The sequence below is a fragment of the Treponema sp. UBA6852 genome (genome assembly GCA_002449305.1).
Classification (GTDB): Bacteria; Spirochaetota; Spirochaetia; order Treponematales; family Treponemataceae; genus Treponema_D.
On sequence record DKDI01000004.1, the window covers coordinates 53,077 to 66,614 of the forward strand.

Sequence of the window (13,538 nt, forward strand, 5' to 3'; positions counted from 1 at the left end):
ATTGTTTTTTTTCAGCAACTTTCAAAAAACAAACTCACAAATCTTATACTTACGCTTCCCCTTCCTGTTCGAGTTTGCAGTTGTTTTCAAGCATATAGTCAGCAGTTTTTTTGTAATCTGGAAATTTTTCTGCCAAATTGCAAAGCCGTTTTTTGTCATTCGCTGTAAGTGTTATCCAATGAGCTTTGTTTTTTTCAAGGGTTTCAATGTTCATATTAAAAGGCTCAAAATCAATTTCTGTTTTATTTTTAAGATGCTCAAGAATATAAAATCCGCCGGCATCTATGTCGCCAAAATGTTTAAATTTTGCTTTAGGATTGCATTTATAAACTAGCTTTATAAAATCTCTTTTTACAGAATTATGAAATCCGCCAAGATAAATCACGAGTTCATTATTCGGCTGATATTTGTGAAAACTCGTTAGATTTTCAATTGTGATTACAGAAGCGCCTCTCAGCTCCACGGAAAGCAGAGCCCGCAGACTTTGGGTTGAAAGTCCTATGTCTCCGCTGATTTTTTCCAAATCAATTTTCTGTCCAAGATTTAAAATTCCTTTTCCTTTTAACATTACGTAAGTCGGGGTTTTTATAATATTGTGTTCTTCCAAAACGGTTTCTTTGTCATCATATTCTCCATAATTATATAGAAGAGAACGCACAGATGATTCAATTGATTCAAGCCTTTTGGAATTATTAAAAAGTTTTACAGAAAATTCACGGATAAATATTTCATTCTGGTTCTCAAGAATTGCCTTTGCAGCCAAAAGAATATCTTTATATTCAGAGAGTTCTCCATCAAAAAACTGAATGTTCTTATTTTCCTTAAGATGACTTTTTTGCTCGTGAATATATTTTAGAAGCGGAACATAGATTTCATCATTTTTTTCATATTCTGCCCAAAGCTTAAGCAGCAAACTATTTGTATCAGCTTTTGGAATTCTGTTTATGTACTTGTAACTTTCCAGAATTGAATTCTGCTCCAAAAAAACAGTTTTTATTTTTCCGCTTCTTTCTGCTTTATATGATATAAGCTCTTTTCTTTTTAGCGACTCAAGATTTGTGTTGATTTCTTTATAAAAGGCGAAGTCGGAATCATCGTCGTATTTTGGAAAAAGCCTAGCAACAGAAATTTTAAATGTCTGCTGATTTTTGTTTTTTCCGATAAAAGTCTTGCTTTTTTCATAAGAATCAAGCAAGGCGTTCAGAATTTTTGATTCAATTTTAGTCGCCATAATATCTGAAATCCTCTACAAAACTTATGGTATCTTCGCGCATAACGGTCAGAACTGAATCTACATTTTCTTCAATGTCTTGAATCTTTGGCGAAGGCGCAACTAGAATTGTCTGGAACTGAAGCTGATTGAAAAATTTCATCACACTTGAAATCCGCTGCTCATCCATATTGTTGAATGCTTCATCCAGTAAAAGCAGACGGACGCAATTATTATTCTTGTAAATATTATTAAGAGAAGCCGCCATAATTACGTAAAAAGGAACCTGGGATTCTCCGCCGCTGTTGCTTTTTGCCTTTGCAGAAAGTTTTTGAACAGTTCCATTTTTCTTGGTGATTTCAATATCATAATCAAGATAAGTTCTGTAATCGGTATATTCACGGACAGCTTGGTCGCTGGAATCGCCCGCCTTGATTTTTGTAAAAAGTTCTTCAATCTCTTCCCTATATTGGCTCTCAAAATTTCCGGTAAAAAGATTTTCGCTTCCAAAATTATCATCAGACATAATCATGTTATAAAGATTTCTTTTTTGAGAATTCGGCGTAAGAATAAATCTGTATGTATCTTCGCCGTACTTAATATCTTTAAGTGCCTTTTTAAGATTATCAAATTCATATTTTGCGCTTTCAATTGATTCCTTCATTTTTGAAAGGAATTCATTTCTAAAAATATCTTCGCATTTATCGCGGGCAGAACGGATTGACTCCTCATAATAGACAATCTGATAGCCATTTAATTTATCAAACTGATTTTTGAACTGCTCAAAGCCTTCAAGCCCAGAAATAAAATCCTTGCTGAAATCCGAATTGTATTTGCTCTGCATCTGATAAAGACCGATAAAATTCTTTTCGCCATTAAGAAGCCGGCTGGCACGGTTATCATAAACTGATTTCTGCCTTGTGTAATTTTCTTTTATTGCCGGCAAATCATCCTTTTTTGTTAGCCCCTGATACTTTTCAAAAGCCTCGCTATATGTCGCCGCCTGATAATCCTGCAAACCCGAAAGCTCTTTCTTTTTGTTTTCAAGCTGCGCGTCTATTTCATGCAAAGTATTTTCCGCAGTGCTGATTTTATCCTGCAAACTTCTTTCATCGCCAGTTAATTTGTCTTTTTCAGCTGATAAATTTGTTTCAATTTTTTCATATTCTGTAATCTGATTTTGAAGTTCAATAATATCCGGATTTTTTGAGATTTTATCAAATTCTTCCTTTTCTTTTTTCAGCCGGATAGTTACAGATTCCAGTTTATTTGGCGCATCCATGTAATTTTTAAGCATATCAAAATTTACATGGTCATAAGAATTTTCAATCTGATTAAAAACATTAAGCTTTTCTCGCAAAGCAGGAAGTTTTTCAAGCAACTCTTTTCTCTGCGATTTTGCATTTCTTAACTGAACTTCAATTGCGTCTTTTCCAATATATGGCTTTGAATAAATCTTAGGATCTATTTTGCGTGAAACATAATTTTTATAAACCATGCAGTCTTTTGTGATTGCCGAAGGATAATTTTCAAGTTCTTCAAGTCTTTCACAACAGATGACATTTCCTAAAATATAATCTGCATAGCATCTTGCAAAACGGTTTTCAGTTTGCACAAGCATAGCCAAAGAATTTGAATCTGGCTCAACTTCCGGCAGTTTTCTAAAGTTTATTATTCCCTGATTGTAGCTTTTCTTATTTGCGTTATAAATTTCCAGCGCAAGATTGTAATATTCAGGCTCTACAATCAGATAGAAACGCTGCGTATTCAAGTAACCTTCAATAGCATTAGTCCACTGCTTATCTGTAATAGACAAGAGTTCTGCAAAAATGTAAACAGGCGAGTCAATTCCTTTCTCTTCAAATTCTTTTTGTATGCAAGCTCTTAAGCGTTCTGTTTCTTCCGAAAATTGAATTGTTTTAGACTCCAAAGCTTCTATTTCTTTTTCAAGCACAGCGATTTTCTGGGAAATTGTTTCACGTTCAGTTTTTGCAAGATATTTATTTTCACGGATGCCTTCAATTTCTTTTTTGACAAAAACTTCCAGTTCTTCAACAGTTTCTGCTTTTTGATTTTCATCGCCGGCAAGCCCGATATTTTTCACTTCATCCGCGCTTACAGGAATATCTTTTATTTTTATGAACATATTCAGATAATTGTTTAAAAATCTTAAATAGTCTGTAAGCTGCTGTTTCCGATTTTCTTCATCTAATTTTTCTTCTGACAGTTTATTAATTGAATTCTGCAATTTTTCTGTTAGTTTATGATAATCAGTATCTTCAAAAGTCTGTCGCAGTTGAACCAGCTTAGCATTTATTTCTTTAAGTTGCTTTTCAATATTTTCTTTTTCTGAAGCCTTGTTTTTTAGTTTTTGCGTATCAATGCGAATCTGGCTTAAGCCATCTTCTTTTTTCTTTTCAAGAAAATCCCTGTCAATAATTTTCAGGAGCATATCGTTTACTTTTTTATTGTGCTCATTTTCTTCTATCTCCGTGTACCGGGCAAAAATTTCTTCAAGAGAATCACGTTCCCTCTTAGCCTTTTTTAATGTCTGCTCAAATTCATTCAAAGTATCAATGCTTTCACGGAGCGACTGGACATCAATATTTTTTTCTGAAAGAACATATTTGTTGATAAAATCCTTTACGTTATCAACAGGACGGAATGCCAATGCCTTTAGCAGAACCTCAAAAAACTTATCCTCAAGATTTCCAAGCCTGTGCCTGAGATTTTCTTTATATTCAGAAACAGTTTTTATATAACGGACTTTTTCTCCATTTTTGCGGAATTCTTCAGCCATCGCAGGTTTGTTTTCTTCTGTTAAAAAAGAAAAATCATCCAGTTTTCCGTTTTCTATGTACCACCTTTTGCTAGGCGATTCATTTTCATTTCCAGAAGTTATGTGAACTCCAATTATAAACCAGCGGTTTTCTTTTTCCTCGTAAAATTCCAAAGCAATATTGCTTATCACATTTCCTTCGCGCAGAAAAGTTTTTTCTGTTGTATTGATTTTGCAGCGGACATAACTTTTTAAGTCACGGTCTGAATTTTCATTGGCAGCTTTATTGAACTTTGAAGAATTTCCTGTAAGCACCATCTGAATCGCATCAAGAACAGTAGATTTTCCGGCGGCATTTTCTCCGCTGATTAAGACCGAGCCCTGATTTATAGGAAATGTTTCATAGCCAAAATACATCCAGTTTAAAAGCCGAACTCTATTCAGCTTCTTCGTCTGCAAAGTCTTCTGCATCATCTGCATTTTCATCTCCTACTTCATATTCCGCCAGCCGTTCTTTTACACTTTCATACAAATGCGTAATTCCCTCGTTTGGAATAGCAATCATAATCGAAGGATAAATTTCTATCCGAGTTTCACCTTGACTTATATCAGAAGTCAGATTTCTGATGATGTTGTAGCGTTTAAAAAGAGCAATAATCTGTCTTTCTGAGCCTTTGTCAAGTTTCTGTTTATTTTTAACTTTCAGCAGATTGTATTTGTCGCGGATTTCTTGAATTGTTACAGTTACATTGTCTCCGTTTGTTGAAAGGTCATTTCTTTTTTCCAGATATAAAAGTTTTAGAATCAAAAACATAATACTTTCAAATTTTGTAAACTGAAGCCGCCCAGTTCCATTCCGGTTTGAAATTGAAATAAGCCCAATATCTTCATCAATCCGAAGGTCGTAGCCAAACAAATCAAAAACAATCCTGAACTGCTCTTTATTGTCTTTTATATAAATGTAATCCTGACGCGCATCCTCTTTTTTCTTCAAGATAAAGCAGTGATTCAAAAGATTATTTGCCGCCCTTGAAAACTTTTCCTTTTGAGAATTAGAATTTCCGATTACTTCAAGCTGTTCAAACATAAATTATGGGCACCACCTTGCCCTGCAAGGCCGCTACGTCCACCCTTCGCTGCCGCTCATTGCAAGCGGCAAGACGCTTACAACTCCGGGGTTACCATCGCTGGCGCTTTCCTCCTTATCTCAAAATCCGTAAATTCGCACTTTTCAGTTTTCACTCTTTGCCCTGTTCTCTGAACCATATATATAGAAGATTCAATTGCAAAAAGCCTTATATAAATCAGATTTTCAAAATCCTTACGGTTATTAACAGGAATATCAGAAGCCAATATCAGCTGCTTTTCTCCAAGACGCTCCAATACAAGTTTTTCTATTTTCTTTCTGTAAATACGCGCCATTTGCTTATCAAGTATCAGTTTCTTTTTTATTAACTTTTCTTCTTCTGTCAAAGTTTTCGCAGTGTCAATGCTTGCAACTTCTGCATAAGATTTCTTTTCCGGGATTTTCTTTACTGATTCTTCGCAGATATATTTCTGAACAAAAACATTGAACAAGCTATCAGGAACAGTTTCATCCTCTTCGGAAACTTCTGCCAAATATCTTAAAATCGCATTGATTTTTCCTTCCTGATTTGTTCCGGATGCCAGCTCAAATTTCGCCCTTGAAGCCGCATTTTTCATATAGTGATTGTTTTTACGGTCAATATCCTCAATGATTTTATCAAGATTTTCAAATGCGGTTTTTACATCAACAATCATTTCTATGATTTTATCTTGGGCTAAGTCCGAATCAGATTCCTGCTCAATCTCCATATAGCCGGAAACCAAATCTTTTAAAACTTTAGGCTCAGAAAGCATTTTATCCAAATTGACTTTTATTGACTGCCTGAATTTTCCGACATTCTCGCTAGTCTTTAAGCGATAAAGCGATTTTGAAACAATCTCATCATTATAAGCCGCAAACATATCAAGAACAGAAGACAGATTCTTGTTTTTTGTCTGTCGGTCGATATGCTTCTTAATTGAAATATTAAGTTTTTTCAGACTTGAAACAAGCTGCTCTGTATTGCTCACAACATTTTTTAGAATAAACTGGTACGGCTTTGAATACAATTCTTCGTTTTGTAAAACCGCATGAATCTGAGAAATAAGTCCCTGATATTCAGTCTCCTCATTTTTGATGACATCATTCATCGTTCGAATAAAAGGAACTGCCTGTTCTGTAAGAACTACATTCTGCTGATAATTCTTTTCATCCTCAAAATCAAGCCAGCCGCAATCTTTTAAATAGTTGATTGTTTTTTGAGCTTTGCTTCTAGAATCCTTTTCAAAACTGTTATCATCATCAAAACTTATTTCATCTGTTCTGCCGTTAAAATATTCTGCTAAAGTGGAAACAACAGACTCCCGGTCAACTCCATAAGAAATTTCAGATTTGTACGAATTATAAACCGCCAAAAGACAGTCAGCATACTGGTCTTTATATTTACTGACGAGAGGCTTAAAAAAATCTGCCGGAATTATGGAGAAAAGATTTTTCATAATTTCTGATTACAAGATTATTATAGCATGATTTATGGAGTTTTTCTTATAAAATCAGCAGGATAATTTTCAATTCAAGTCTTTCCGTCCTCACCACTCCCCGCTCAAAAAATCCTTGATGTGCACAATTTTTATTCCGTCCTCAATTCCGCAGACGGAGGAATCCATTGTAACGACGTATTTCGGGAAGCTGTCCTTTATTGCTTTGAGGTTTCCGATTTCCCTGTCCGAATCCTCCGGCAGAGTTCTGCACACCTGAACGTAGATTTTCTGCCCATGCCTGACCGCCACAAAATCAATTTCCTTGTCATAAAGTTTTCCGATGTAAACTGAAAATCCTCGGCGGCGAAGCTCCAAGTAAACTATATTTTCAAGAACCGAAGCCACGGATTTTGGAGAATAACCGAACTGGCTGTATTTGAATCCGATGTCGGAAAGATAATATTTTTCCTGGGTTTTTAAAATTTCCTTGCCTTGAATATCGTAGCGGTTGCAGCGGTAGATTATGAACGCTTCCTCAAGCCAGGCAATATAATTGTAGATTGTCTCAATTGAAACTGAGCGGTGCTGGCTTTTGAAAAAGTCGAAAATTGTCTTTGCGCTGAAATTCTTTCCCAGATTTTCAAGAACAAATCTGACAACCCGGTTGAACATCTCCAAGTTCGAGATATTGTGCCGTCTTGAAATATCGCGCGTTACAACCGTCGAATAAATTCCGTCAATAATCTGATAGTTTTCTTCCTGACTGTGATTCGTTTTTGCAATAAAAGGAAAACCGCCGGATTTTAAATACATGTCAAAATATTCATCCTTTGTCCTTTCCGCTGATTCAGGAAAATACGTCTTCTTGAATTCCATGAATTCAAGAAAAGAAAGCGTGTAAACTGGAATCAGAACAAAGCGGCCGGTAAGAAATGTTGAAATCTCAGAGGACAGCAGTTTTGAATTTGAGCCGGTAACGTAAATGTCCACGTTCCGATTTTCAAAAAGAGAATTGACGCACTTTTCCCAGTTTTCAACTTCCTGAACCTCATCCAAAAGAAGATAAACTTTCTGACTTTTATCAGCATTTTCAATTGCAGCAAGCAAGTCCGCATTCATCTGAGAAGCGTCATAACTTTCATCAAATTCCATGGAAAAATAAAGCCTCTCAATTACATTTCGCGGATTTACGCCCATAGACAAAAGCTCTTTTTTATAAGTGCTCAGGATTGTAGACTTTCCGCAGCGGCGCACACCGCAAAGAATCTTTATAATGCTTTCATCCTTGAACTTCTTGAGATTTTCTATAAATACCGACCGAAAAAGCTCCAAATCATCTTTCATATTTTCAGATTTTAACTGAAAAAGTTTAGAAAAACAATAAGTTTTTCAGTTTTAGACTGAAAAACTTCAAAAAGTACAAGTTCTTCGGTGAGTTTCTATGCAGATTTTTTCCGATAATCCCTTTCCCTACTGAAAACTATTTCAAATTTCGCAAAAGTTTTCAGCAGCAGTGAAAACTTTTCTTGCCTTCATCAATCTTTGTGATTATTTTCTTTGTAGGTTGCATGCGATTTTTCTCTTTGAAATTTTATGGAGGTATGTATGAAAAGCAGAATCAGGAAGATTTTTTCTTTGGCCGCAGCCTTATGCTGCATTGCAAGCCTTTCAGCCCAGTCAGTCTCCAAAAAAAGCAATGCAAGCCTTGAGCCTGTAAAGAATTTTGAACTCGAGCGGTATCTTGGGAAATGGTATGAAATCGGGCGTTTTGACTTTAAATGGGAAAAGAATCTGAAGAATGTTACGGCCGAATACTCGCTGAACAAAAACGGCACTGTCAAGGTTGTAAATTCAGGTTACGATTACGCCGCACAAAAAGAAAAGCAGTCCGTGGGAAAGGCGAAATTCGCCGGGAATAAAAACGCGGGAAGCCTTAAAGTGTCGTTCTTCGGGCCGTTTTACAGCGACTACAAAATTATCGCGCTAGATTCCGAATACAACTACGCGCTTGTCGCAGGAGCGAACAAAAAGCTTCTGTGGATTTTGAGCCGAACAAAGACAATTCCTTCCGACGTAAAAGAAAGCTACATTCAGACAACCCAGAACGCAGGCTACGACTTGAACGGTTTTGCCTGGACTGTGCAGGAATAAGGCAAACTTCTTTACCCTCTTCCGCCGTTCAAAACGCGAACAGCGGAGGACGGATTTTTCCCAGCAGGATTTTCTTTTGTCCTCTCCTTGAACCTAGTTTCCATAATTGCAAATCTGTGCTGCCGCTCCGTTTTCCATAAGAGCAAATCCGTGCTTTATGTAAAAGGACGCATTTTTTTTGTCTTCAGGCATTACTTCGATGTAAAGAAATCTTTTGTATTTTTCTTTGATGCGCTCAAGCATTTTTCCGCCGATTCCTTTGCCCTGATAATCCGGATGGACAAGCACGTAATGAATCTGCGCCAGCATTTCAGAATCATCAAGAACCCGGGCCAGAGCGACAAGCCGACTCTCGTCCCAGACTGTCAGAACCGTCGATGAATTCATCAGGGCCTTAAAAAGCCGCTCCGGATATTTTCCTGAAATCCAATTGACCGATAAAAAAAGCTCCTGAATTTGAGCCTGCGTAAAGCATTTTTCTTCTGTAAACCTAAGCATAGTTTCCTTTTCAATTATGGTAATCGCATTTTTGGCAGTGCGACATTTTGTTTTCCTCATCTTCTTTATAGAAGATATTTGACCATTTACAGATGTTCTGCAGAATCGGAACAACCGACTCGCCTTTTTTAGACAATGAATATTCAACCCTTGGCGGAATTTCATCGTAGGATTTCCGGTTTACAATCCCGTCATTTATCAAATCCTTTAGAGTTGCCGCCAAGACCGCATCCGTAATGTTGTGCATTTCTTTCCGGATTTCGCTGTAGCGGAGCGTTTTTTTTGCAGAAAGCACGCAAATAATCCTGGACTTCCATTTTCCGCCGAAAACTGTAAGCCCGTATTCAAGAGGACAGCGGATGTCTTCCTCAAGTTTTTTTTCGTATTTTGCCATAAAAAATCACCTTTAAGTTTTTTTGCAGCTAGACTGAATCTTTTGGCTAAAAAATCAACGGGCAGGCGGGATTTTCCGACTGACCATTTTATTTTCATGCTAATTATAACTTAAAGGCGCAAAAAAAATATAGTTGCCGCTGTTTTTTTAGTTGCCTATTACAGTTACAGTTCCTTTTTGTTTTCTGCTCCTGGAGTTGTAACAATAACTTTTTCTGGCGTAATCACAAGAGCGCCTTTTGCCGTAGCCGCGCCGTTGAACATTTTTTCAACCATCTCCTTAAATGTCTCAACAAGATTTCCTTCGGTAAAATATTCAGCAGTTCCCTTAATCTGGTAGCCCTCAAGACTTTTCGCGTCATAAACAGAAATTGCAATCTTGCCATTGTCTGCCTTTAAGTTTTTCAGAGTTGTATCAAGAAAAACATCGCCGACAACAAGCTTGCCGTCTTCGGTAACATCCTTGAATGCAACTGGAACAACATTCGGCTCGCCGTTGCTGCAAGTGGCCAAATCCCACATTCCGTTTTTAAGCAATTTGATTACAGATTCGTTAAGCATAAAAAATCCTCCTGACATTACGTCAATAATTCAATGTTAGATTTTATCGTACGATGTGCTTACTATATCCGATTTACTTGCAGAATTAAATATATTAGCAAATTTATAAGTTACTATTAAATTTATTAGCGGCTTATATAATCATTTATAGATTGTTTTATTCTGAAATTTGACTATATTTAGATTGAAGACTAAAAAAAACAGACTGGAGACAAAAAATGAAAATTGCGACGACTTACGACATTTTGACAGATTCGGTTTTTCAGCATTTTGGAAAAACAAAAAATTTCAAGATTTACAATATTGAAGACGGAAAAGTTACAGGCTCAAAGGTGATTGACAACGGCGGCTTTGGTCATCACGACCTGGCGGCTTACCTAAAAAATCTCGGCGTTGAAATTTTGATTCTTGGAAACCGCGGACAAGGCGCGATTGACGCGCTGAACAATGCCGGCTTAAAGCAGATTGCCGGAATCACCGGGAATCCCGATGACGCCGTAAAATCATTTTTGAGCGGAACCTTAAAAGGAAATCCGGACGCAAAATGCAATCACCACGGCGGCCATCATCATGAATAAATGATGAATAATGGCGCGAGAGAAAAGTCTCCGCACGATCCGCATGCGTTGCGTTTTACCCTCTTCCGCCGTTTAAAACTGCGAACAGCGTTTATAATTTTTAATTAAAAAATCATGACTTCTTTACAGGCTGCAACTTAAAAATCAGCTCAGACTTGTCTTTTCCAGACTCTTCAAAAACACGATTCAAGATTGAAAGTTTTGCGGCGGTTGAATTTGCCTTGTAAACATACAGGCAATTTGCAATTTTTGCCCAGTCGCTGTTCATTTCTGAATTTTTAAAAACTATGTTTCCAAATGATTCATTTTTCGCAAGACTTTTTATTCCAAACGGATTTTCCGAATAAATTTGAACAAGAACATTTACGAGCATTTCAGCCCAGACACCGCATCTATGCTCCTGAGAATTTCCGTAAGTGTAGGAAGCAAGAATTCTTCCTGTAAGGTCATCGCTATCTTCCAGCGAAATCTCATCCAAGTCATTCTCTTTCGGAATAAAATTCGTTTTCGGGAAGTTCCACATTTTCAGTGCTTTTTCAACAAGCAAAGCGCATCTTCTTTCTATTTCTTCCAAACCCCATTTCTCAAGGCTGCATAAAGACTTGTTCAGACGCAAACCGCTTTCCTTGAAGCCTTTTTCGCAGTCTCTTTTTTCTGCAAAGGATTTGTTGCTGTAACTTGAATTGTAACCGGTCAAAGTAAGGTTTCCCAATGTATGAAGTTTTACATCGTGTATTTCCTGCCAGTTTTCTCCAAGAGAAGATTTCCACTGCTGAGTCAAAGTCTGCGGCATTATATGTTCTATGCTCAAGTCGCCCTTGTTCATCAACTCAACCACATTCACATATTCAACGGAATCTTCGTTTTCAAAGCGGTCAAAAAGATATTCTTTGTTTTTCTTTTGCATTCTGTAAATGTTCTGTTCCCTCAATGCCTGAACAAATTCTGAGTCTTTAGGAAAAGCCGCGCTTCCTGTCTTGTTTTCAAGAATGTAAATCAGAACATCTGAATAAGAATTTTTCTCATCAAGATTTTTCTTAACATCATAATGAAGCGTGCAGAAAATTTTGTTCAAGGCATTTGTCGCATATCCCGAACAAATCATTCTCCTGAAAATAAAAGACTCTATGCAGCTGAGAACTTTGACAGTCTCTTCTTCCGAAATTTTCTGATTTTCATACATCTCAAAAAAAGCCAGAAAGAACGGATAAATAACCGTCATATCAATATGATTCAGCCGTTTTACAAATTTTGACACTTTTTCCGATGAAAAACTGCTGTTTATTATCTTGCTGTAGATTTGTGCATATTTCAGCATATCCTGAAGAATATTCTCGCAATCCTCCGTGCGCTTTTGCCTGATTTCTTCAAGAACGTAATTTTTAAAGACAAAATAAACATCGTTTATGTTCGGAATCCGTTTTGTAATCAAAGTCAAATAATGACGGATAAATTCGCTGACCTTGTAGTCTTTTGTTCCTTTCAGGCAGGTGAATTTTTCAATTTTATTCCAATAGCGTTCATAAAAATCTTCCTGCTTTTTACTGTCCAGACGCATAAGAATAAAGTTCCGGATTTTATCAGCTTCGGACAAATCAAGCCCGGTGGAATTCAGGCTCTCAAAAATCAGTTGCGGATTTTCATCGTCCTCAACAAAAATATCAATGATTTCAAGTTTTCCGATTGAATCATAAAGCTCATCGACAGTAATCGGCATTTTCTGGATTTCATCATAAAAAAACTGGTAGTTTGCAGTAATGTTAGAACCTGCGACAAAATCTGAACTGTCGTTATACAGAAGCTTGTCAAAAGCTTCCATGTCGTCTTTTATTGGCTTCAGGCGGAGCTTTCTTTCCTCCTTGCGGTATTTATCGACCAGAAAAGTTTCTTCAATCTTTTGTTGCAATCTTTCATTTTCAGACTTTACGATTTTTGATTTCAATAAATTGACTATCGCTATAAAAAGAAGTGAAATTGTAGTGATTCTCTGTTGCCCATCGATTATTAAATAATCTTCTCTTGACGTATCCGAAGCATGGTTTGAAACAATGCTTCCAAAAAAATGCGATTTTCTTTTTTCAACTGAAATCTGAATCAAGTCATCAAAAAGCTGCCGGCACTGCTTTTCATTCCAGTCATAATTTCTCTGATAGACAGGAATTATAAATCTTTTATCAGAACCATCAAGAAATCGAAATAATCGTTTTGCATCGCCTTTCATTGTATTCTCCCATAAAACTCTATATTTTGAGCTTTGTAGCTTTGTTATATGATTATTTCTTATAATTTCCGCAAGCTTCTTCTACTTTCTTAAAATCAATTACAATTCTTCCTACAGGAAACTCTTCTTCAGAAGCACTACATTTCTTTTCATAAAGATTCTTTGCGGTTTTCTCGATTTTATCTCGGTTCTCTTTACAAAAACTATATTCGGCAAGCATAAGTAATTTATAACTAAAATCTCCTTCATCATTGATTCTGTAAAGTGAAAGCTCAGATTCTGGTACTGGTATCATACTGTTAAAACGTAGTGTACCGTACAATTTTTCCTTGCTTCGAATATATATTGTTGTAAGATTATTCTTTTTGATTTTCCCATTCGCATAATCTTTGTCCTTTGGCGATGACATCGGAACAAAATATTTAAATCCATTTATTTCCGTAAGGATTCCCACATACTTTCTGTGATAAGTTCGTTCTTGAGGTTTATTCTGCATTACATGGCTTTCTACCTTCAAAAGATAGTCAACATATTCATCGCTTACTATGTAAAAAATATTGTCTTCTGTCATAATAGTATCTAATAAAAAAAGGCGACTTT

At 36.4% G+C, this 13,538-nt stretch carries 12 protein-coding genes; 2 read left to right on the forward strand and 10 right to left on the reverse strand.

Annotation, left to right across the window (positions count from 1 at the left end; genetic code table 11):
• Window positions 1-49 precede the first annotated feature (49 nt).
• The 5 genes from B3209_RS00690 to B3209_RS00710 form a co-directional block, all read right to left on the reverse strand.
• Complete coding sequence (locus B3209_RS00690; protein ID WP_296689367.1) at window positions 50-1,231, reverse strand: Wadjet anti-phage system protein JetD domain-containing protein; 1,182 nt, start codon at window positions 1,229-1,231, stop codon at window positions 50-52.
• Window positions 1,221-4,469 (reverse strand): ATP-binding protein, encoded by a 3,249-nt coding sequence (locus tag B3209_RS00695; RefSeq protein ID WP_296689369.1) that lies wholly within the window; start codon window positions 4,467-4,469, stop codon window positions 1,221-1,223. Before B3209_RS00695 ends, B3209_RS00690 begins: the two co-directional genes overlap by 11 nt.
• Window positions 4,426-5,076 (reverse strand): DUF4194 domain-containing protein, encoded by a 651-nt coding sequence (locus B3209_RS00700; protein WP_296689370.1) that lies wholly within the window; start codon window positions 5,074-5,076, stop codon window positions 4,426-4,428. The genes B3209_RS00695 and B3209_RS00700 overlap by 44 nt, the downstream gene beginning before the upstream one ends.
• A gap of 77 nt (window positions 5,077-5,153) precedes the next feature.
• Window positions 5,154-6,554 (reverse strand): Wadjet anti-phage system protein JetA family protein, encoded by a 1,401-nt coding sequence (locus B3209_RS00705; RefSeq protein ID WP_296689373.1) that lies wholly within the window; start codon window positions 6,552-6,554, stop codon window positions 5,154-5,156.
• A 90-nt stretch (window positions 6,555-6,644) separates the two neighbouring features.
• Window positions 6,645-7,880, reverse strand: a complete 1,236-nt coding sequence (locus B3209_RS00710; protein ID WP_296689375.1) for an ATP-binding protein — start codon at window positions 7,878-7,880, stop codon at window positions 6,645-6,647.
• 261 nt (window positions 7,881-8,141) lie between these two features.
• Here B3209_RS00710 and B3209_RS00715 point away from each other — a divergent pair, with 261 nt between their 5' ends.
• Complete coding sequence (locus B3209_RS00715; RefSeq protein ID WP_296689377.1) at window positions 8,142-8,687, forward strand: lipocalin family protein; 546 nt, start codon at window positions 8,142-8,144, stop codon at window positions 8,685-8,687.
• Window positions 8,688-8,780: 93 nt separating this feature from the next.
• On the opposite strand, the gene B3209_RS00720 is transcribed toward B3209_RS00715, so the two are convergent.
• The 3 genes from B3209_RS00720 to B3209_RS00730 all read right to left on the reverse strand — a co-directional run bounded on the left by B3209_RS00720 (window position 8,781) and on the right by B3209_RS00730 (window position 10,139).
• Entirely contained in the window at window positions 8,781-9,185 is a 405-nt protein-coding gene (locus tag B3209_RS00720; protein ID WP_296689379.1) for a GNAT family N-acetyltransferase, read from the reverse strand.
• Between the two features lie 10 nt (window positions 9,186-9,195).
• Window positions 9,196-9,579: a winged helix-turn-helix transcriptional regulator gene (locus B3209_RS00725; protein ID WP_296689381.1), complete on the reverse strand. Its 384-nt coding sequence runs from the start codon at window positions 9,577-9,579 to the stop codon at window positions 9,196-9,198.
• Between the two features lie 164 nt (window positions 9,580-9,743).
• The gene (locus B3209_RS00730; RefSeq protein WP_296663508.1) at window positions 9,744-10,139 is read right to left on the reverse strand and encodes a pyridoxamine 5'-phosphate oxidase family protein; all 396 of its coding nucleotides are present in this window, start codon (window positions 10,137-10,139) and stop codon (window positions 9,744-9,746) included.
• A gap of 218 nt (window positions 10,140-10,357) precedes the next feature.
• Here B3209_RS00730 and B3209_RS00735 point away from each other — a divergent pair, with 218 nt between their 5' ends.
• Complete coding sequence (locus tag B3209_RS00735; protein ID WP_296663511.1) at window positions 10,358-10,717, forward strand: NifB/NifX family molybdenum-iron cluster-binding protein; 360 nt, start codon at window positions 10,358-10,360, stop codon at window positions 10,715-10,717.
• 112 nt (window positions 10,718-10,829) lie between these two features.
• Here the strand turns inward: B3209_RS00735 and B3209_RS00740 are convergent, their stop codons facing one another.
• Window positions 10,830-12,938 (reverse strand): DUF262 domain-containing protein, encoded by a 2,109-nt coding sequence (locus tag B3209_RS00740; RefSeq protein ID WP_296663513.1) that lies wholly within the window; start codon window positions 12,936-12,938, stop codon window positions 10,830-10,832.
• Between the two features lie 52 nt (window positions 12,939-12,990).
• Window positions 12,991-13,509, reverse strand: a complete 519-nt coding sequence (locus B3209_RS00745) for a type III toxin-antitoxin system ToxN/AbiQ family toxin (RefSeq protein WP_296663516.1) — start codon at window positions 13,507-13,509, stop codon at window positions 12,991-12,993.
• Window positions 13,510-13,538: the final 29 nt, after the last annotated feature.